Origin of the sequence: Planktothrix pseudagardhii, from assembly GCF_904830925.1 — a bacterium.
Classification (GTDB): domain Bacteria; phylum Cyanobacteriota; class Cyanobacteriia; order Cyanobacteriales; family Microcoleaceae; genus Planktothrix; species Planktothrix tepida.
In genome coordinates, this window is sequence record NZ_LR882967.1 from 4404549 (window position 1) to 4425076 (window position 20528).

16 protein-coding genes, 1 tRNA gene and 1 pseudogene are annotated in these 20528 nt (G+C 39.2%); 11 read left to right on the forward strand and 7 right to left on the reverse strand.

Annotated features, from left to right (window positions below; all coding sequences use genetic code 11):
- Positions 1-45: 45 nt before the first annotated feature.
- Positions 46-1707, reverse strand: coding sequence for a GspE/PulE family protein (locus NMK36_RS18855; RefSeq protein WP_072719763.1), 1662 nt, complete (start codon positions 1705-1707; stop codon positions 46-48).
- 213 nt (positions 1708-1920) lie between these two features.
- On the opposite strand from NMK36_RS18855, the gene NMK36_RS18860 reads away from it, so the two are divergent.
- The 3 genes from NMK36_RS18860 (at position 1921) to NMK36_RS18870 (ending at position 4249) form a co-directional block, all read left to right on the forward strand.
- Positions 1921-3609 (forward strand): DUF3352 domain-containing protein, encoded by a 1689-nt coding sequence (locus NMK36_RS18860; RefSeq protein ID WP_254174383.1) that lies wholly within the window; start codon positions 1921-1923, stop codon positions 3607-3609.
- A 74-nt stretch (positions 3610-3683) separates the two neighbouring features.
- Positions 3684-3932 (forward strand): ribbon-helix-helix domain-containing protein, encoded by a 249-nt coding sequence (locus NMK36_RS18865; protein WP_245824263.1) that lies wholly within the window; start codon positions 3684-3686, stop codon positions 3930-3932.
- Positions 3932-4249, forward strand: a complete 318-nt coding sequence (locus NMK36_RS18870) for a type II toxin-antitoxin system RelE/ParE family toxin (RefSeq protein WP_072719765.1) — start codon at positions 3932-3934, stop codon at positions 4247-4249. Before NMK36_RS18865 ends, NMK36_RS18870 begins: the two co-directional genes overlap by 1 nt.
- Positions 4250-4301: 52 nt before the next feature.
- On the opposite strand, the gene NMK36_RS18875 is transcribed toward NMK36_RS18870, so the two are convergent.
- Positions 4302-5453 (reverse strand): pyridoxal-phosphate-dependent aminotransferase family protein, encoded by a 1152-nt coding sequence (locus NMK36_RS18875; protein WP_072719766.1) that lies wholly within the window; start codon positions 5451-5453, stop codon positions 4302-4304.
- A gap of 196 nt (positions 5454-5649) precedes the next feature.
- Positions 5650-5723, reverse strand: a tRNA-Asp gene (locus NMK36_RS18880).
- Between the two features lie 78 nt (positions 5724-5801).
- Between NMK36_RS18880 and glsA the strand changes: the two genes are divergently transcribed.
- Positions 5802-6815, forward strand: coding sequence for a glutaminase A (gene glsA / locus NMK36_RS18885; RefSeq protein ID WP_245824264.1), 1014 nt, complete (start codon positions 5802-5804; stop codon positions 6813-6815).
- Here the strand turns inward: glsA and NMK36_RS18890 are convergent.
- Together NMK36_RS18890 and NMK36_RS18895 are read right to left on the reverse strand one after the other, a co-directional pair.
- Complete coding sequence (locus NMK36_RS18890; protein ID WP_072719767.1) at positions 6808-7914, reverse strand: NAD(P)/FAD-dependent oxidoreductase; 1107 nt, start codon at positions 7912-7914, stop codon at positions 6808-6810. The genes glsA and NMK36_RS18890 overlap by 8 nt on opposite strands.
- A gap of 50 nt (positions 7915-7964) precedes the next feature.
- Entirely contained in the window at positions 7965-9428 is a 1464-nt protein-coding gene (locus NMK36_RS18895; RefSeq protein ID WP_072719768.1) for a bifunctional orotidine-5'-phosphate decarboxylase/orotate phosphoribosyltransferase, read from the reverse strand.
- Positions 9429-9691: 263 nt separating this feature from the next.
- Here NMK36_RS18895 and NMK36_RS18900 point away from each other — a divergent pair.
- From NMK36_RS18900 to NMK36_RS18930, 7 genes and pseudogenes are all read left to right on the forward strand, one after another.
- Positions 9692-10336 (forward strand): annotated as a pseudogene (locus NMK36_RS18900) (transposase); the annotation flags it as partial.
- Between the two features lie 209 nt (positions 10337-10545).
- Positions 10546-11640 (forward strand): chemotaxis protein CheW, encoded by a 1095-nt coding sequence (locus tag NMK36_RS18905; protein WP_072719770.1) that lies wholly within the window; start codon positions 10546-10548, stop codon positions 11638-11640.
- A gap of 83 nt (positions 11641-11723) precedes the next feature.
- Complete coding sequence (locus NMK36_RS18910; protein WP_072720078.1) at positions 11724-13172, forward strand: methyl-accepting chemotaxis protein; 1449 nt, start codon at positions 11724-11726, stop codon at positions 13170-13172.
- A gap of 281 nt (positions 13173-13453) precedes the next feature.
- On the forward strand, positions 13454-13630 hold the full coding sequence (locus tag NMK36_RS18915; RefSeq protein WP_186440376.1) for a hypothetical protein: 177 nt from the start codon (positions 13454-13456) through the stop codon (positions 13628-13630).
- Positions 13631-13672: 42 nt separating this feature from the next.
- The gene (locus NMK36_RS18920; protein ID WP_254175200.1) at positions 13673-16213 is read left to right on the forward strand and encodes a hybrid sensor histidine kinase/response regulator; all 2541 of its coding nucleotides are present in this window, start codon (positions 13673-13675) and stop codon (positions 16211-16213) included.
- 62 nt (positions 16214-16275) lie between these two features.
- Positions 16276-17421 (forward strand): chemotaxis-specific protein-glutamate methyltransferase CheB, encoded by a 1146-nt coding sequence (gene cheB, locus NMK36_RS18925; protein ID WP_072719771.1) that lies wholly within the window; start codon positions 16276-16278, stop codon positions 17419-17421.
- A 192-nt stretch (positions 17422-17613) separates the two neighbouring features.
- Positions 17614-18351, forward strand: a complete 738-nt coding sequence (locus tag NMK36_RS18930; RefSeq protein ID WP_072719772.1) for a hypothetical protein — start codon at positions 17614-17616, stop codon at positions 18349-18351.
- A 53-nt stretch (positions 18352-18404) separates the two neighbouring features.
- Here the strand turns inward: NMK36_RS18930 and smpB are convergent, their stop codons facing one another.
- Positions 18405-18872, reverse strand: coding sequence for an SsrA-binding protein SmpB (gene smpB / locus NMK36_RS18935; RefSeq protein WP_072719773.1), 468 nt, complete (start codon positions 18870-18872; stop codon positions 18405-18407).
- Positions 18873-18945: 73 nt separating this feature from the next.
- Positions 18946-20394 (reverse strand): HAMP domain-containing methyl-accepting chemotaxis protein, encoded by a 1449-nt coding sequence (locus tag NMK36_RS18940; RefSeq protein ID WP_072719774.1) that lies wholly within the window; start codon positions 20392-20394, stop codon positions 18946-18948.
- Positions 20395-20528 lie beyond the last annotated feature (134 nt).

Below are 20528 nucleotides of genomic sequence, written 5' to 3' on the forward strand. Positions count from 1 at the left end.
GATTAGATAAAAATGAATAAAATTTGAGCCGTTAGAAATCAGTTTTTAGGATTGCATTACTGAGGCATTTATTGAGAATTTTCGAGCTAAGGCACTGCGGGGTAAAACACGCTGAACTTCTTCAACAGTTGTCGCTCCAGTTGTTACTTTTTCAATGGCAGCCATGCGAAAGGATAAAAAACCGGTTTCATGTAAATAACGATGTAATTCTGTTAAGGTTCCTTCATAAATAATTTGACGAATTCGATCATCTACGGCTAATAATTCTACTATCGCTTCTCGCCCTGAATAGCCGGAATAAAAACAGTTAGAACAGCCTCGACCTTTGCGCCAACTGTCGGGATTTGCTTCTTTTAATTTTAACCCTAAAAGGTCTAAATCCATCGCCGTTGGGGTATAAGGTTCGGCACAGTGGGGACACACGCGACGAGTTAAGCGTTGTCCGACAATTCCTAATAAAGCATCACTAATTAACCCTGGATCGGGGCCGATATCTTTGAGCCGAGGAATTGCACCAATAGCATCATTAGTATGCAAAGTTGTTAACACTAAATGACCCGTTAATGCGGCACGGACGGCGGTATCTGCGGTATCGCGATCGCGGATTTCTCCCACCATAATAATATCAGGATCTTGTCGCAAAATCGCGCGTAATCCGGCTGCAAATGTCATCCCTGCTCGTTCATGAACTTGTGTTTGAGTAATGCCGGGTAAAACATATTCAACGGGATCTTCAACCGTAACCACATTAACATTTTCTGTGGCAACGGCTAACAAACTATTATAAAGGGTACTGGTTTTTCCTGACCCCGTTGGCCCGGTAAAAATAATCATTCCTTGGGGTTGACAGAGCCAACTTTTATAAATATTCAGTGTTTTTTCTGAAAAGCCTAAATCCTGTAATCCTGAGAAAGGATTTTCTTGAGGTAATAATCGAATCACGGCTTTTTCTCCCCCCACACAAGGGAGGGTACTCACGCGCATATCCAGGGCAACTTCTAAGTCTTGTTCAGAGACATAATTCTCTCCAATTCTACCATCTTGGGGGCGACGACTTTCGGCAATATCCATATTAGACATAACTTTAATTGCCACAATTACTTTGCGCCCAATATCTGAAGGTAACAGCGTAATATTACGAAGTAAACCATCAATTCGATAGCGAACTCTTAAGCCCTCTTGGGAAGGTTCTAAATGAATATCGCTGGCACGATTTCTTAAGGCTCCTGAAATTAAGGTTTTAATTCGAGTCAGTTGATCAGCCGCTTTTGATAAATATAATTCTGTGGTTTCACTAACATTTTCTGATTCTAATTCTCCCGTTAAAGGGTTAATTAATGGGGTGGAACTAATGCGATGGGGGTCAAGATTTTGGGCATGATACCAAGCGCGATAACTTTTGTCATCAATGGGGATAATTTTAATATCAGAAAAGGTGCGATCGCCCATCATTCTCAGGGCATCCATTGAAACTTCTACCGGACAGCCTAAATAATAACAATTTCGCCATAATAATAACGGAATCACGGGGGGTAAAATGTTGCGATCGGGAAATTCTCGAAAAAATCTGAAACTAACATCCCGATCTAATAATTTTAGGTTTAAAATTCCCTGGTCATCAACTAAATTTTTTAAGGCTTGTTCACAGGTAATACTTTGGTTCCTCAGTTGTTGCCAAGCTGATAAAACGGGTGTGCTTGAAGTCATAGGGTTAGCTCTGGGATGAAGGTGATGAAATTTAAAGTCAAGTTAAGAAATACTGAGACTCTAATCGCTCCTCTAAAATAATTATAAAGGGAAGGAATATTTTTTAAACTTTTTTAACTTGAATCCTTCTCATCTATATCAACAGGACACAATTAACGCATAATAGAGAATGAACTCCCATCGGTCACTGTTATTCGCTCAACTGTTAAATTTATGAAAGGACGCTCATTTCCTAAGATTTTGGTCATTGGTCTAGTCGTTTTGGGACTCCTGGGAATTGGGGGGTTTTATTGGCTGTCGGGTACTGATCCCGCCTCCTTAGTAACAGGTAGCACAAAAACAGCCCCAGAGGCGGCAATGTTTGTTCCTCGAACTGCACCCGCAATGGTTTCATTATTAGTGAATCCAGATCGGTTAGAATCTGTTGGAAAGATTTTAACCTTTTCCCAAAAAAGTAATAATAATCGAATTCAACTAAACCCAATTAAAGAAAGTCTTTTAACGAACACAGGGTTAAATTATGGGCGGGATATTCAACCTTGGCTAGGAAATGAAATCACTTGGGCATTAGTTACCCCCGATGTAGATCGAACCCCAAATAATGGTCAACAACCGGGGTATTTTGTCGCTTTATCTACAAAAAATTCTCAAAAAAGTCAAGAAGCTTTAGAACAATTTTGGCAGAAACAAGTCAAAGCAGGATTAGATATTATTTCTGATCAATATCGAGGGGTTAAATTAGTCTATCGCCGACCTTTTGAAGGAGAGGTTAACGATGCACCGAGTTTAGTCACAGCCATGATTAATGATCGCTTTGTGTTATTTGCTAACTATCCCAAAGTGATGAAAGAAGCGTTAAATACGGTGCAAGCTAATCTAAATTTAAGTCAATCAGAATCCTATCAAAAAGCTTTACAAGAATTAAAACCAAGGGGAGTTGGATTTGGATTTTTTAATTTAGGAAACTGGCAATTAGTGGCTGATCAAGCAGAAGAATTTATTAGTCAACAACCCAGTTTAGCCGTATCTTTAGGAATTAACCCGAAAGGAATTTTAGCAGAAACGACATTAATTACAGCCCTAGAATCAGATACGATTAATCCTTCTCCTGCCTTTTCCAAACCTGTGGAAGCCTTAAACTATATTAGTGCCAATAGTCCCTTATTAATTGCCGGAAAAGACTTAAAACAACTCTGGACAGACTTTTCAAAAATTGTTTCAGTAAATCCAGCTTTAGCAGAATTTGTTGACCAACCCATTGAGGGAATTAAAACTTTATGGGGGTTAGATTTACCTCAAGATATTTTTAGTTGGGTAACGGGAGAATATGCTTTAGCTGTTGTTCCTCATGGGGATGAAAACTGGGACTGGGTTTTTGTCGCAGAACGTTCAGAGAATGCGGATCAATCGATTGAAAATTTAGATAAAATAGCGACAGCACAAGGCTATAGTGTGGGATCATTTAATCTCAATAATAATACTCTATCAGCTTGGACAAAATTAACCCCTGTGGTGTTGGAGAAAAAAGATAAAGCAAAAACCCAAACCCGATTAATTCAAGCTAATGCAAAAGGAGTCCATTCGACAGTCGGGAAATATGAAATTTTTACAACTTCTGTTGAAGCCATGGATGAAGCCTTAGAAGTGGCAAAAACGGCAAATATTATTACTCAAGATCCCGATTTTAAAGCCAGTCTTGAAGTCTTACCCCAAACCCATGATGGTTATTTCTATCTCAATTGGTTAACCAGTCGAGACTTTTTGAATCAACAATTACCTCTGTTTAAATTAGTGGAACTTTCCGCTAAACCCTTTTTTGATAATTTGCGATCGTTTACCATTAGTAGTAGCGATCGCGTGGGAAATGTTCAACACGCAACGGTATTTTTAAGACTGCGTTAGTTGAGCCAATAAACCCGGTTTCTGAGAAACTGGGTTTCTGTCTAAACTGTAAATCTAAAATTAGAGGTTAAACAATGATGAACTTACTAAATCTTTCTCTCCCTGAGTCAATTCAAACTTTTGTTGAACACCAAGTTGCTAAAGGAGGTTATGCTAATGCTAATGAATATATCCTAGATTTGCTGCGTCAAGAACAAGTAAAAATAGAACGAGTTGAATCTTTATTATTAGAAGGGTTAGAAAGTGGTGAACCGATAGAGTTAACAGATGAATTGTGGGATCAAAAACGTTCTCAATTAATACAACATTTTCAACCAGAGTAATGACTAAAAGAATTATAATCACTCCTAAAGCAAGCCAAGATATTGATGATCATTTTATGTATATTTCTTCAATAAATCAGAATGCAGCATTACGTTTTTTTGATGCAGTCCGTGAAACCTTGGCAAACTTGGCTAGAATGTCAGAAATAGGGAGTTTGTATCCTATTAATAATGTTCATTTAGAAAAGTTAAGGAGATGGTCAGTTAAAGGATTTGAAAAGTATTTAATCTTTTATTTATCCTTTGAAGATCGGATTTTAATTGTTCGTATTCTTCACTCGGCTAGAGATATTGAAAGAATTTTAAAAGAAGAATAACGATTGACTATTCTTGAGAAAAGCAAGCGAGCGAGGACGCTCGCACTGCAATTTAACGATTTAAAACCCGTTTTAACGCCGATAATAATAACAGAACATTTTCAGGACGGCTATTATATCCCATTAACCCAACTCGCCAAACTTGACCTGCTAATTCTCCTAAACCATTGCCGATTTCAATATTATATTCAGTCAATAATTGACGAGAGATCGCTTTTCCATCTACCCCTTCAGGAATGCGAACCGTTGTTAATGTGGGTAAACGATAATCTTCATGAACATGACACTTTAATCCCAAATCGTTTAACCCCTCCCATAATAATTTAGCATTGGTGAGATGACGATTCCAACTCGCTTCTAATCCTTCTTGTGCTAAAATTCTGAGAGCTTCTCGCAAAGCATAATTCATATTAATAGGAGCCGTGTGATGATAGACTCGATCCTGACCCCAATATTGAGACAGAAGAGACACATCTAAATACCAATTCGCCACTTTAGTTGACCGATTTTTCAACTTTTCAACGGCGCGAGGACTCATGGTAAACGGCCCTAAACCGGGAGGACAACCTAACCCTTTCTGACTACAACTATAAGATAAATCCACACCCCAACTATCTAAAAATAAGGGCACACCGCCTAAACTGGTAACAGTATCAACTAATAACAAACAATCAAATTCTCGACATAATTCCCCTAACCCTTCCAACGGTTGACAAGCACCTGTAGAAGTTTCCGCATGAACTATCGCTAACACCTTGGGACGATGGGTTTCTATCCCTTGGCGCAATTCTTCCAAACTAAACACCCGACCCCAGGGTTTGACTAATTTTCTCACATCAGCCCCATAACGGCCCGCCATATCCACTAACCGATAGCCGAAATACCCCATCACCCCTACTAACACCACGTCTCCAGGTTCAACAATATTCGCCAGAGTCGCTTCCATCGCCGCGCTTCCCGTCCCACTCATGGGGATAGTCATGGGGTTATCGGTTTGCCAAGCATAGCGTAATAGGGTTTGTACCTCATTCATCAGTTGCAGAAAATAGGGGTCAAGGTGTCCAACGGGAGACATCGCCAAGGCTTGCAATACACGCGGGTTGGCATTGGATGGCCCAGGCCCTAACAACAGACGGGGAGGAACATTCAATTCTGGGGGAATAATGCGATTTTTATCATTAACCGAAGGTGAAACTAAACTCATAAATTATTTTTGACTCAATACTATTATTGTGCTGTAATTTGCCTTTAAGGAAAATATGGGTGGGAATTACGATTTTCTTCTGATGAAGAATTATTAAATTAAATTGCATAGAATTGTCTTTGCACTCTCCTTCTCAGGACAGAATTTCTGGCTGATAATTCCGATAGTGCAGGCGTTTTGTTTTTAGGATTAAGAACGGGACTGACGGGGCTCGAACCCGCAACTTCCGCCGTGACAGGGCGGTGCTCTAACCAATTGAACTACAGTCCCTTGCTGTCGTTCTTTTTTTGCGACAATTTTTATTATTACTGCTTTTTTTGAATTTGTCAACACCTGCTGGAAATTTTTTTGGGGGGAGGTCTGGATGGACGGTTAGCCAATGACCCAGGAAGGGGAAACGCTAGACTAAAGAAAATCAATCAGGAGCGATCAGGAGTGAATTTAGGGGTTAAACAGTTAGACGGATTAACTCAAAAACGACTGGAAACTTGGGTTAAGGAAGCACAACGGCGGAGTCAATTGGGCCAATTACCCACCTATATTCCCCAATTAGCTCAGGTGAAACCCCTGGAATTTGTGGTACAAATCCTCACCCTGACCGGGAAATCTTACCAAGCCGGAGATGCCACCCTTCGGTTTCCGTTGATGAGTGTGATTAAGCCTTTTTTATTACTTAATCGACTGGTGGAATTAGGAGAAGATGAGGTGTTCAAGCGGGTCGGTGTTCAACCTTCTGATCAACCCTTCAATTCCCTCGAACAACTTCAAACCGATGACGGATGGCCGCGTAATCCCATGTTAAATAGTGGAGCCATCGCCCTAGCCGCATTACTCCCTGGACAAGATGCTGATTCTCGCTGTGATTATCTCTGTTCTTGGTTAAATCAATTTGCCCATTGTGATCTCGTTTTAGATCAAGACATTCTGGAGTCGGTGCGTTCGGTTCCCAACCCCAAAAACCAAAGGCTGATTGCTACCCTACAAGCGTCCGGTTATATCAATAATCCTGATGTAACCCTCGATACCTATAACCAAATCTGTTGCTTATCAGCCACAATTTCAGATTTAGCTCAATTGGGTCTATTATTAGCCCAACCCTCCCAGCCACAATGGCAAGTTTGCTGTCGCATGGTGAAAGCGTTAATGATGACCTGTGGGTTATACCAAGCATCAGGACAGTTTGCAGTACAGGTGGGACTCCCGACAAAATCAGGGGTAAGTGGGGCTGTATTATCGATTATTCCACAACAAGGAGCGATCGCGTGTTACAGTCCCCCCCTCGATTCCGAAGGAAATTCCGTGGGGAGTTTATTTTTAATTCAAAAAATGGCTCAAAGTTTAGGATTAAGTGTGTTTAATTAGGCTGAATTAATTCTCGAATTTCCTGAGCCGTTGCGGGTGCTAATAAAATCCCATTTCGATAATGTCCAGTGGCTAATAAAATATTAGAAAATCCGGGTAAATTGCCAATAACAGGAGCCGGAATACCTTCAGGACGAGGACGTAAACCCGACCAGGTTTTAAGAATGGTTGCCTTTTCTAAAGCTGGACAAATGGCGAGTGCTCCTTTTAATACTAAATCCAAAGGTTCAGGATTCACCAAAATTTCTTGATCATTTTCAGGAAATTCAACCGTTGCTCCTACCCAATATTCGGCATTTCCTAACGGTACAATATGAATATCATTTCCCGTAATTACAGGTTCTCGTCCTAATATTCCTAACGGTTCAATACAACGAATTTGCAAAGCTTGTCCTAAAACCGGACGAATTTTAATCGGTTTTTTCCCTGAATTTTCGGTTTCCAGGGGAGAAATTAAGGGTGTTGTTCCTAACCCTGATGCCATCACCACCCAATCAAAATTAAAGTCTCCTCTATTAGTTTTAACTTGTTGTGCTTCTAGGGTTTGTAAGGTTTCTAAAGACTCTACCGTTACGCCGAATTTAAAAGTTACCCCTCGCTGTTGTGCTGCTGCAACTAAGGCTAAGGTTAATTGAGTGGGATCTAGTTGTCGATCCTGGGGAGAATAAACCGCACCGAATACTTGTTCAGTATTAATTTGAGGATAGGAATTTTTAATTTCCGTTGGGTTTAACCATTGTAATTCAAAGCCTTGAGAACGCCGTAAATTAATTAACTGATGCCATTTTTTTATTTCCTCTTCGGCATAACATAATAATAAAATTCCTTGACGATTAAAGGGAATTTTTTGACCTGTTATGGCTTCTAATTCAGGAATTAAGGTTTCATAACGTTGCATACTATATTGTCGGAGTCGCCACGCTCGTCCTTTTGTTTTTTGGCTAATAATCCCCATTAAAACCCCTAATGAAGCTTTCGTTGCAGCTTGAGCCGGAGGGTTTTGATCAATGACTGTAATTTGGAAATTGGGAATTTGGGAAAGTTCATAAGCCAGGGTTGCCCCAACGATACCACAGCCAATAATAACGATAGAATTCATAACTCAATTTTTAGGAATTTTTTCAATCTGAAAATTAATCAAATCCCGTTTTAAAACAAGTTAAATTGTTTTTCTGTAATTCGATTTGATTCATACAATGTTTCTGCAATTTCGGATAATTTTAAAACCGCATGGGCATTATAATCATTCTCTTTTAAACGTTCTTTAACTCCTCGTTCATGATCAATTAAAACCACAATATCATACACTTTTAATCCTGCTGATTTTAATTTTTCGGCTCCTTTCATGACACTGTTTCCAGTAATTAAAATATCATCAACCACAACAATAGTTTCTCCGGGTTGAAAATGCCCTTCAATTAATCGTCCTGCACCATAAGTTTTGACTTCTTTTCGGGGAAAAATCATCGGACGTTGTAACCGTAAAGATAACCCCGTTGCTGTGGGTAAAGAACCGTAGGGAATACCTGCTATGCGGTCAAAGGTTAGGGTTTCTAAAATTTCTCCATAAGCTCCTACAATTTGATGGAAAATCTGCGGGGTTGAAATAATTCGTCTCAAGTCAATATAATAGGGAAAAATTTCACCCGATGCTTGAACGTGATCTCCGAAAGTAATACAACCAATATCATAAAGTTGTAAAATTAAATCTCGATGGGGTTGATGCCTTAAAAAACAGACATCAGGCAACCATAAATCACAAGTCGGATTTCCTTGAATGACCCGATATCGTTCTTCATTAATTTGATCTCGTAATTGTTTGACTCCCTTCTTAAGGTTTTCTTGTTCTAATAATTTAGGCGGGATAGGTAATAATAATCCTTCCCCATTTAAACTTAATCCTGCGGATAAAATAGAAGTTAAATCTTCTATATCCGTTAAATCATTTTCTTCCGCTACATCTCCCTGCAATAAAATTAATCGTTCCGGTGCAGCTTGACGAATTTTAGCTAACATATCTGGAACCATTCCCACTTCTAACCCTAATTGCTCATGAGTTCCCCAGGTTTGAGACGCATTGACTAATTCTAAATATAAAGGTTTATCAAATTGGGGATATTCTTGGATAATAGAAGCAGAAGGATTAGCCGTTGCACATAAAATAAAAACAGCTTTATCAGGATAAACTAAAAACGGTGCAACTTGATCTAATCCTGCATAGGGAGTTAGGGTACAAGCATCTACTTGTAAATCTTTAAATATAAAACGTGCAAATACGGTACTGGAATTAAAATCGCTGTGTTTTGCATCTAAAATAATAGGAATATGATCGGGAATCAATTTTAGGGTTTTTTCTAATAATTTTAACCCAGGAATTCCCAACCCCAAGTAAAAGCCTAATGAGAGTTTATAAGCACAAACTAACGCTGCTGTTTCCCGAATAACAAACTGTAACCATTCTTGCCATTGTTCAATAATATCATGGCGATCGCCTTCAATTCCTCCACAATTACCATTATCAAAAATATGGCTATCAGGATCAGGTTCTAAAGCCACATAAAGTAAACTATTCTGTTGTTCGATGGCCATTAATAATTTATCAAAAAAGTTCATGAGTTAACGGTTGAAAGTTGACAGGTGCAGACAAGACCTAACTTAAAATTGTAATATTTTAGGGTAGGGGTGGCATCCCTTCCCATCCTATTTAGGGCTTGCTGAAAAAAGGGGAAAAGCCAGAACAGGCGGGAGAAGAAGACAAGAAAAAATGAATCAGGTGCACGGGAGGGGTGTAAAATAGCCCAAAAACCTTGCAGGAGTCGGGGAAAATGTACCGTAAAGACGAGCAACCAACAACATCAGCAGAAAGCTTTAAACTGCCATTTGATAGCTTAATATTAGTGCACTTTCGGACAAGAATCAATGTAAATTTAGTCAATAAAGTCAATCGGGTAATGGTCAAAAGAATGCGAGAGGCGAGTAACGAGCCAGTCGGAGAAAATCCATCAGGATCTGAAGAAGGAAGTGAGAGGAAAAACCGAGGAAAATTAATAGAGTCGTACAACTTGTGCCCCGGCTGATATAACGTATCCAACGGACTTAAAAATTTTAAATCAAGCCAGAGAACAGACAGAAAAAATCATTGATAGTTGGCAGAAAAGCTGTCAGGATAAATCAGAAAAGAAACCCAGAACTTATAGAAAGAAAGCCAGAAAAGACTACCTAGAAATAGCCAAACAACGCCGAGCTTCCCGACAAAAAAGACGAAATGCAATTAAAAAGCAAAAGAATATACGGGACATTATCCTGAGTCAGTCCATGTAGATAAGATTTACCGAACTAGAGACAACCGAGCTTGGTGTAAAGAAAAAGGGATTAGAATCAGTGGCCTCCCGTTAGGGAGACCCCCAGTAAATCTTAGTGAAGCTACTAAGAAACAGGCGTTAGACGATGAAAAGATTCGGAATTCAATTAAGGGCAAATTTGGGCAAGAGAAAAGAAGATTTAGCCCCAAAATGACTCTTAATAATACTAGCCATATGGGATGCCTTGTTCCCTGGGCATTCCGGTAATCCTTGACTTTTTTAAGTTTTTCTATTAAACTTGTTAGCATCTTTATTTTAGAAAAAAATAAGCGACCGCTCTTAATTTTATCAAGTAGCGATCGCTATTTCTTTACTCTTTTTCCCCGACTTTGAAACAGCCCTGATCTAACACCCAATACTAACGACCTATGGATAGTCATGCTTATCTTATTTTTGCAATTAGGTTAATGCGTTATGCAATTGCAGCTTCTGCGGTTCAAGAAATTTTTTTCCTCCCCGAATTAACTCCACTTCCATCGGCTCCGGCTGATTTAGTAGGTTTAATTAATCTACGTGGGGAGTTAATTCCGATTATTGATCTCACGATTCGATTAGGGTATCCTCCATCCAATTATGCTATATCGGATAGCGTTGTACTCTTAAAATTTAACAACATTAAAATCGGAATTATTGTGAATCAAGTTTATGAAGTTCAGATGATTACGACTGATGCCATTAAAACCGAATTGGCTTATAATCTTCAACATAAGTTTAATTCTACTAATAATTCCTATTATCTTCAAGGAATTGCTCAAGTAGATGAATATCTAGTCATGGTCTTGAATCCCGAAACCCTGATTCAATATATAAGCCATTTCTTAAGAGATATTAATTTAGACCAAGGAGAAATTAATCTTGAAGAAAATCAACAAAAACTCGCAGAATTTTCAACTAAAAACCATTTCAAAACTCAACAAAATTTTGTTTTTTGCCCCGATGCAACTTCAGAAGAACGGACTCTTTTTCAAGAACGAGCTAAAAATTTAAGACGTTCCCTAGATAACCAAGATTTTACGGGGTTAGTTCCTTTAGCGGTCATTGGTTTAAATGGGGAATACTTTGGTGTGAATTTAGAAATTATTCGAGAGTTTACGGATATTCATCATGTTACACCCATTCCTTGTACACCGCTTCATATCGTGGGAAATATGAATTTACGAGGGGAAATTTTAACCTTAGTTGATATTCGAGGATTGGTTAATTTACCGTTAGAGATATCTCAGACCTTATCCAAAGCAATGATTGTTAAAATTAATGATATGGTTGCTGGAATTGTGGTAGAAGGGATTTTTGATGTGATGTACTTAAAAGAGTCCGAAATAAAAACGATTCCCACGGCTGTCCATTTAAAACAAGATGAATATTTACAAGGCACAGCATTTTATCGGGATAAAATGATGAGTATCCTGAATATTCCTAAAATCATGATTCAAGGAGAATTAGTTGTGGAGCAAGAAGTTTAAAGGGATGTCGGTTGTCGGTGCTCTATTTTCTACCAACGGTCAAGCTCACAGTCAACAGTCAACTATTAACGATTAACAATCCAATGCTAACTAACTTAAAACTTCGAGAACGGTTATTATTAGGCTATACCATCCCTGTTGCTTTGTTTATTGGGTTAACGGTGGTCGTATACAGTAGTATCAATCAAGTTTCTAATATCTTTAAAGAAGTAGAACGAGTTCAAAATGTCATATTAGAAGTGAACTTGATGGAGCGAGGAGCCCAGGGGATGATTCGCAATCTGCGGGGATATTTAGCGTTAAAAAACTCCGAGTTCCTGACTGAATATGAAACAAGCTTACAGACCTATCGTAAAGCGTCTGAAGATATTGAACCTTTAATTATCAATGAACAGCAAAAAGAACGTTTAAATCGTTTAAATACTTTAGTTAATCAATATGATCAAGTCGCTCGCAGAGCATTTGATTATGTCAATCAAGGTAAACTGGAGTTAGCCTTTGAGCAAGCTCGAATTGGGACTCAATATGTACAAGATTTTGATACAGAAAGTATGAGTTTCTCTGAGTTTGAACGTTCAATGTTAGCTCAAAAAACTAACAATACTGAAGAATCTTTACAGTGGTTATTATATGCTCTGGCATTGGGTTCGATAGTTATCCTAATTGCAGCGATTGTAATTGCTTTATCTATTGCCGTTAATATTAGTGGGACGATTCATCGTGCGACGCAGGTGATTGCGACTTCTTCGACTGAAATAGCAGCGACTATTGAAGAACAGGAACGAACCGCGAACCAACAGGCAGCTTCTGTTCATGAAACAACAACTACAATGGATGAATTAAGTGCTTCTTCTCAATCAACCGCCGAACAAGCCGAGTCTGCAACATTCGGAGCTAGACAAGCGTTAGGCTTAACAGAAGGAGGGAAAAAAGCCGTTAGTACCACCTTAGAGGGGATGGGAAATCTTCAACAAAAAGTTGAAGCCATTGCTCAACAAATTATTCGATTAAGTGAACAAACCAATCAAATTGGCAATATTTCGGAATTGGTGAGTGATTTGGCAAATCAAACCAATATGTTAGCGTTAAATGCGGCAGTAGAAGCTGTTCGAGCCGGAGAACATGGGAAAGGATTTGCCGTTGTAGCGACAGAAATTCGTAAATTAGCGGATGAAAGTCGAAAATCGGCTTTAAAAATCAATACTTTGGTCGCTGATATTTTAATGGCGATTAATTCAACGGTAATGGCAACGGAAGAAGGAACAAAAACAGTATTATCCAGTGTAGAATTAGCCCGAGAAACAGCAGATACTTTTGCTGGGGTGGCTGAAGCCGTGAATAATGTTGTTTTAAATAATCAACAAATTTCTCTCAATGTCAAGCAACAAGCAATTGCTATTGGGCAGGTTTTAGAAGCGATGAATACCTTAAGTCAAGGAGTCGGGGAAACGGCGAATGGGTTAGGTCAAGCTAAAATTGGAATGCAAAAATTAAATGAAGTTGCTTTAGATCTTAACTCCATTGTTTCATAACTGTTCCAAGACATGAACTTTTTTAATTAGGATTGAGGAAAGGAGAAACCTATTGGTTAAAATAATCATAAAGTTTTCGTTCTCATTCCTAAGATGACTGCTATAGTATGCGGGAAAGAGATAAGCGTGAATCATCGTGTTCAAAACCTTGAAATTTATTTCAGGTGTAGAGAAGGAGATGCACTACAGTGTGTCTCTACAATTGAGAATGGGGGGTCAAGGTGCAAGGAGGTTAGAAATGTACCCTATATCATCAGACTTATGTTAAATTTTAATAATTAATGCAGGCTATTAATAATTTAATTTTGGCGATAAAAGACATAACAGTTGAACAAGTAGTTGATGCGATGAATAACTTAAATTTTGTCGCGAAAGAAATGGCAACCAGTATCAACCAAACAAAACAAGGGATTGAAAAATTAAATGAAACTGCAAAAAACCTGCAAACCCTCGTTTAATCGTCCACAATTGAATTAGAGTCAAAGGATTAACCACCCATGATGATTGAAGATGATGAACTGCGAGAAGTTTTTAAAACCGCCAGTGCAGAACATTTGCAAAACTTGAATGACGGATTGTTATATCTGGAGAAAAATCCCCATGACCTGATCAAACTTGAAGAATTATTACGAGAAGCCCATAGCCTCAAAGGGGATGCGGGAATGTTAGGGGTAAAGGATGTTGCCACTTTAGCCCATCAAATTGAACATTTATTAGGAGGATTAAAACGTCAAGAAACGATCCTATCTGCGGAATTAGTCGATCGCATTTCCCATGGAATTGATGCGATGGGTCAATTGGTTCATGCAGCCGTGACCGGAGAACCTTCTGGAATTAATACCTTTCATAGTCTTGCCTATTTGATGGGTGCTAAACCGGCTACTCCGGCTGCAACTGTTTCTATTCCCCCTGCTGTTGTAAAACCTGAACCGCCCGCCCCTGCTCCTGTAGTGGTGGAAACTTCAGAAGAAGATAAAATTGCTCCCGTTACGATTCATCAGCCTCCCACCCCCAGCCCAGAGCCTATTTCCCCGACTCCCTCCAAGCAAAAAGTTCCCGTCACGACAACCCCGGAAGCCGCGTATAAAATTGAAACCATTCGAGTTCCGACGGGGAATTTAGATGGGTTAATGACTCAAACCGGAGAATTAACCGTAACAAAAATTCGCATTGCCCATCGATTAAGTGAAATTGAAGAAATTACCAGCTTATGGGAAGAATGGAGCCGAGATGCCTTTGTCAATCGCTTTATTGTTCATGACTTAGAAAATCGCCTGAATCATCAAAATTCCGGTAATGGAACAATGGGGCAACTGCAAAATTATTATCATCGCAGCGCGGAACGTTTAGAACAGTTGGGACGATTAATTAATCAACTCAGAAACACCTTTTCTGAAGATATTGCCCGCTTAGAAATGATTAGTGACGAACTTGAAGATGGAGTTCGGACACTGCGATTATTACCCTTATCAACTATTTTTAATTTATTTCCCCGGATGGTACGGGATTTAGCACGACAACAAGGCAAAGAAATCGAATTAGTGATTTCGGGCGGAGATACCCGTGCGGACAAGCGGATTTTAGAAGAAATGAAAGATCCGTTAATGCACATTTTAAGAAATGCCATTGATCATGGAATTGAAACGCCAGAAGAGCGAGAACAAAAAGGCAAAGTTCCTCTAGCAAAAATTGAGTTAAAAGGGTATCAAACGGCAACCCATGTTGTGTTGGAAGTCAGGGATGATGGTCGAGGTTTAGATATCGAACAAATTAAACAAACGGCTTTAAAACGAGGTATTTGCCAAGCAGAAGAATTATTAGGGATGAGTGCCCAACAAATTCATGCTTTAATTTTTACCCCTGGTTTTACCACCCGAACCGTTGTTACCGAAGTATCAGGACGGGGGGTTGGTATGGATGTGGTACGAACCAACGTTGAACGATTAAAAGGAATTATTCAAGTTGATTCTTCTCCGGGAAAAGGTTGTTTATTTCGGATTCAATTAGGCACAACCTTAGCTACTGCTCATGTTTTAATTGTGTCGGTTCAGGGCATTTCTTATGCCATTCCTGTAGAATTTGTTCAAATGACTCGGCTGGTGATGTCCACTGAAATTTTTGCAATTGAAGGGCGAGAAACGATTGTTTTTGAAGATCAACCTATTTCTGTAGCCAAACTCGCAGATTTATTAGAAATTCGTTTAATTCAATCTGAAAGGGCATCGGAAAAAATATCGTCTACCGAGACAAAATCTCGCAGTTCGGCTTCCTCATCATTCCTTCAAAGTTTCGCTCAAACTTCCCCTTCAGTTGGGGGAAATGGGCTATCCATGCCTGCGGGTAATCTCGAACAAAGTTTCTCCCCTCGAACCTTGAACAAGACTGAAAATTCTGAACCTGTTGATGTTTCTTTACCTTGCATTATTCTGAAAGTTGGGGAAGAGAAATTAGGATTATTTGTTGATGCTTTAATTGATGAGCAGGATGTTGTGTTAAAACCCCAAAGTCAATTATTAAAGCGGGTCAGAAATGTTGCAGGTGCAACGATTTTAGGAACGGGGGAAGTGTGTATTATTTTAAGCCCCCAAGACTTAATCAAATCCATTCGCAAACAAGCTGGTGTAATTCCCTCTCCAACTCGGCGAGCGCCTTTAAATATTCAGGAGTCTTCCTCCCATAAACCGGTAATTTTATTAGTAGAAGATTCCATTGCTACTCGTACCCAAGAGAAACGAATTTTAGAATCTGCGGGTTATGAAGTGGTCACGGCTGTTGATGGGTTAGATGGGTTTAATAAGCTCACGGCTCGTGCCTTTGATGCTGTGGTTTCTGATATCCAAATGCCTAATCTTGATGGGTTAAGTTTAACCGCCAAAATTCGACAAAATCAAGACTATAGTGAACTGCCGATTATTCTTGTTACCTCCCTGGCGTCGGATGAAGATAAACGTAAAGGAGCAGAAGCAGGAGCAAATGCTTATATTACCAAAGCCTCCTTTAATCAGGAAGTGTTGATAGAGACTTTAAAAAGACTGGTATGATCAAAGTCAGTGTTGACCGTTGATCGTTAACCGTCAACTGACAACTGACAATCACTTGACAAATGCCAATTCGAGTTCTCCTTGTTGAAGATTCGACCGTTGCTTTAATTATTCTGAAACGAATTTTATCGATTTCTCCAGACCTTTGTATTGTGGGAACGGCTCAAACCGGTAAGGAAGCATTAACATTAGTTCCCACTTTACAACCGGACGTGATTTGTACCGATTTTCATATGCCCCAAATGAATGGGCTGGAATTTATCCAGGAAGTTATGGTACTTTATCCTCGTCCAATTTTAGTGATTAGTGCCTCCGTTCAAACCGATGATACCCATAATGTTTTTCAACTGTTAAATGCTGGGGCTGTTGATGTCTTTCCCAAACCCAAAACAGGTTTAGCTTCTGATTATGAGTTAATTGGACAGGAATTAATTCAAAAAATTAAAGTGCTTTCTGGGGTGAAAGTTTTTACTAAACATCGTAAATCTCAACAGACGTTAAATCCCTTACCCTTGAATAACCGCCTCTCTATTCCTCCTGCTCCTTCCCCCTTACCCGTCACAAGAACAATAGGTTCTTCCCCTACCTCTATTTCAAATTGGACTGATACCCCAAAGGTTCCGTTTGTTTCTTCTAAAATCATTAAAATGCTGGCGATTGGTGCCTCGACGGGTGGCCCCCAAGCATTACATACTATTTTGACCCAACTTCCGAGTAATTTTCCTGTTCCCGTGGTTTGCGTTCAGCATATTAGTGAGGGATTTTTGCAAGGGTTGGTGACTTGGCTTGATGGGGAATGTCATTTATCGATTAAAATTGCGACACCAGGGGAACTGCCTCACGCAGGATGTGTTTATTTTGCCCCAGAAGGGCATCATTTAGAATTTAGTCGGAATGGTCGCTTTGCTTACTCCACTGCACCCCCTCTGGCTGGTCATCGCCCTTCAGTGACAACAACGTTAGAATCGGTCGCCCAATTTTATGGCAGCAATAGTGCGGGTATTTTATTAACCGGAATGGGACGAGATGGTGCTGATGGGATGAAAGCTATTGCTGAGGTGGGAGGTTTAACCATTGCCCAAAATCAGGACAGTTGCGTTGTCTTTGGAATGCCCGCAGAAGCAATTGCTTTAGGGGCAGCCCAATATATTCTATCCGTTAACGAGATTGCACCCTTTCTATTAAATCGAGTCAAGGGCTTGAGTTGATTGTTCACGATTTGCTATCTCTTGATTCCAGGATGCTCTATTGCCGATTCCCTATTCTCAGCTATATAGCACTACACATTACAGTTAAAACTTCGGAGTGAATCCTGAAACCCTTTCTCTTCTTACTGTTCCCTGTTCCCTTGCGCGTAGCGCTATAGTTTTGAATTAAGGACGATTAACATGAACTTGAAGATGAATTTTAAACAAGAGGGTAATCAGCAAAATCCCATTTTCAAAAGTTTAAAACTATTCAGTTTAGTTGCAACCTCTTTTTTCATTAATTTTCCGGCTTTAGCGCAAATTAATTTAGCGACGTTGATGGATATTATTGGGAATAAAAATGAAGTCTTTATTGAAGAGCAAGTGGCTCAAGTTCCAGAACAAGCAACATTAGGACAAAATATCAGAACAGAACAAGCTCGTGCTCAAATTGATTTTAATACAGGGGCGACGGGACGGATGGCGGAAAATTCTAAAATTATCGTTGGTCAATGTGTGGAAGTCCAAGAAGGAGTTTTAATTGCTTCTGGCCCTGCCAATGGTTGTCTTTTAGAGTTTGCAACGGGAGTCCAAGGCACGATTTATATGTTAAATGTAGACAGAAATAATAATACGAATAGTAATACAGGAACGATTCGGGTTTTGGAAGGTAAAATTCAATTATTGTCACGAAATAATCCGAATGATCCTAATCCCATCACCATTCAAGAAGGACAAAAAGTTTCTAGTTTAACGCCAGGTTTAACTTTATCTCAAGTCTCGGTTCAACAAATTAGTAAACAAGAATATGAAGACATCATTACAGGGCCATTGTTCCAAGGGTATAAAACTCCCCTTCCCAATCAAGATAAGCTGAATGAGGTTTGTAAACGACTCTACGGAAATTGTCGTCCCGTAGGCGGAAATGGCCCAGTTCGGGGGTTATGGTAAGGGTTGCGTAAGCTGTGTACACGGATTTTACCAATTAACCGTCAACATCCCATTTAATACCGTTTCATCGCCCTTTCCATTGTCCGTTTATCATCCCGTTGGCGAATATCTTCCCGTTTATCGTGGAGTTTCTTACCGCGACCAACGGCGATGTCAATTTTAACTCGTCCGCCTTTAAGATACATTTTCAAGGGAACTAATGTTAGTCCCTTTTGTTCGACTTGTCCTAAAAGTTTATTAATTTCTTCTTTATGCAGCAACAGTTTGCGGGTGCGACGAGGATCATGATTAAAATAACTACCCGCTTTCTCAAAGGGTGATATATGGGCATTCAACAGCCATGCTTCACCTCCCCGAATTAAGGCATAGGCATCTTGCAGGTTAACTTTACCCGCCCGAATCGATTTGACTTCCGTTCCCTGGAGGGCGATTCCCGCCTGATACGTTTCTAAAATTTCGTACAGATAGCGGGCTTTGCGGTTGTCGCTAACAATTTTATATCCTTCACTGTTTTTGCTCATATTCCCAATTTAGCAGATTTCCCCACAATCAGTAATCCTGAGAAAAATATCAATTTTGTTGGTGTTGGGTCGTTCACACCATTGATTTTAAGTGATCAGCGACGATTTTTAAGTTCGCCATTCCAATTTTAACTTGGGAAATTCCGGCGGTTGTTTCTTGGACAGCACGATTGAGTTGATTCATTGCTGTAACCACTTGTTCAATCGCCCGTTCCTGATCTTTGGCACAATTTAAACTTTGTTGATTATCTGAAACAACATGGCGCATCATTTCATTCATACCCATAAATGTTTGAGAAATTTTATGAGTCATTTGTACCCCTTGTTCTACAGCTTCCTTGCCTGCATGAGTAGCTTTGACTGTGGAATCTACGGCGGTTTCAATATCATTAACTAACAGATCAATACTACTTGCAGATTTTTGACTTTGATTGGCGAGATCTCTAATTTCAGAGGCGACAATACTAAATCCTTGATTCTGAGTATCTGAGCGCACCCACTCAATACGAGCATTCAAGGCTAAGACATTCGTTTGATTAGCAATATGACTGACTAAGGTAGAAATCTGGCTAATTTGTTCCGCATGATATTGTAAATTGAGCATTTTTTCAGAAATCTGGTTGACTTTCTGATTTAATAGCTCCATTCTGGCTTTAATATCAGTTATTGATTGATTATTTTGTTCAATTAAATTCAAGGATCTCTCGGCATATAAAACGGTATGTTCAGATTTTTCATAGGATTCTTGATAGGCATTATTTAAAGACTCCATCAAGCTTTTCGTTTGCTGAACGACGGTAGATTGTTGTAGAGAAAGTTGTTCCTGTTCATCCACAACGGCTGCAATTTCTGTAGAAGAGACAACAATATTATTAATAATGGTTTCAAAGGTTGAAATAATACCCCGCCTAATCACGAGAAATCCTACAGGAGAACCGACTAAGATTGCCAGAAATAAAAGCGGTAAAAACACTTTTAAAGTTTGTTGATAAATTAAAGCGGATTTTTGACGTTCTTCGGCTGCAATCTGTAATTGAATATTGCTTAATTCTTCTAGCTTTTGAGTTAGGGGGTCAATCACTTTATATAAAATTTTTATAGATTTATAAACCTCAGATTTATTTCTTTCATTTAATACTTGTTTTAAGTCTTGGATGTGAGAATCGGCATCAAAAAATAATTTCTCGATTTCATTGGCTAACTGTTTCTCTCTGTTCTCTAATTTAGTGTTTTTATAAGCTTTCCATTGTTTCCTGATATCAATTTCAGCTTGATTCACAGAGCTTAAAGCTTCTCCCATGGATAACATATTAGCATTGACTTTATTAACAGAATCAATAATATTAACTGCATAAGAATCTGAAACAATTTTTAATTGTTGTAATGGCACAACCCGATCATCATAAATCGTGGAAACTTGACGATCAATTTGTTGAAAAGAATACAAAGAATAGGAACCCATGAGCACTAAGGTTGCTAAAGGAATCCCGCACCCAATATATAATTTTTGACTTAATTTCATACCGTTCTCTTCTCGACTTCTGATCCTGTTGTAACACGTCCAAGGAGCTAGGTACTGACACACTAAGTAGGTAGGCAGGATTAAGCTATACCATGTAACAATATGTAAAGAAGCCTCGATCAACCATTACAGAG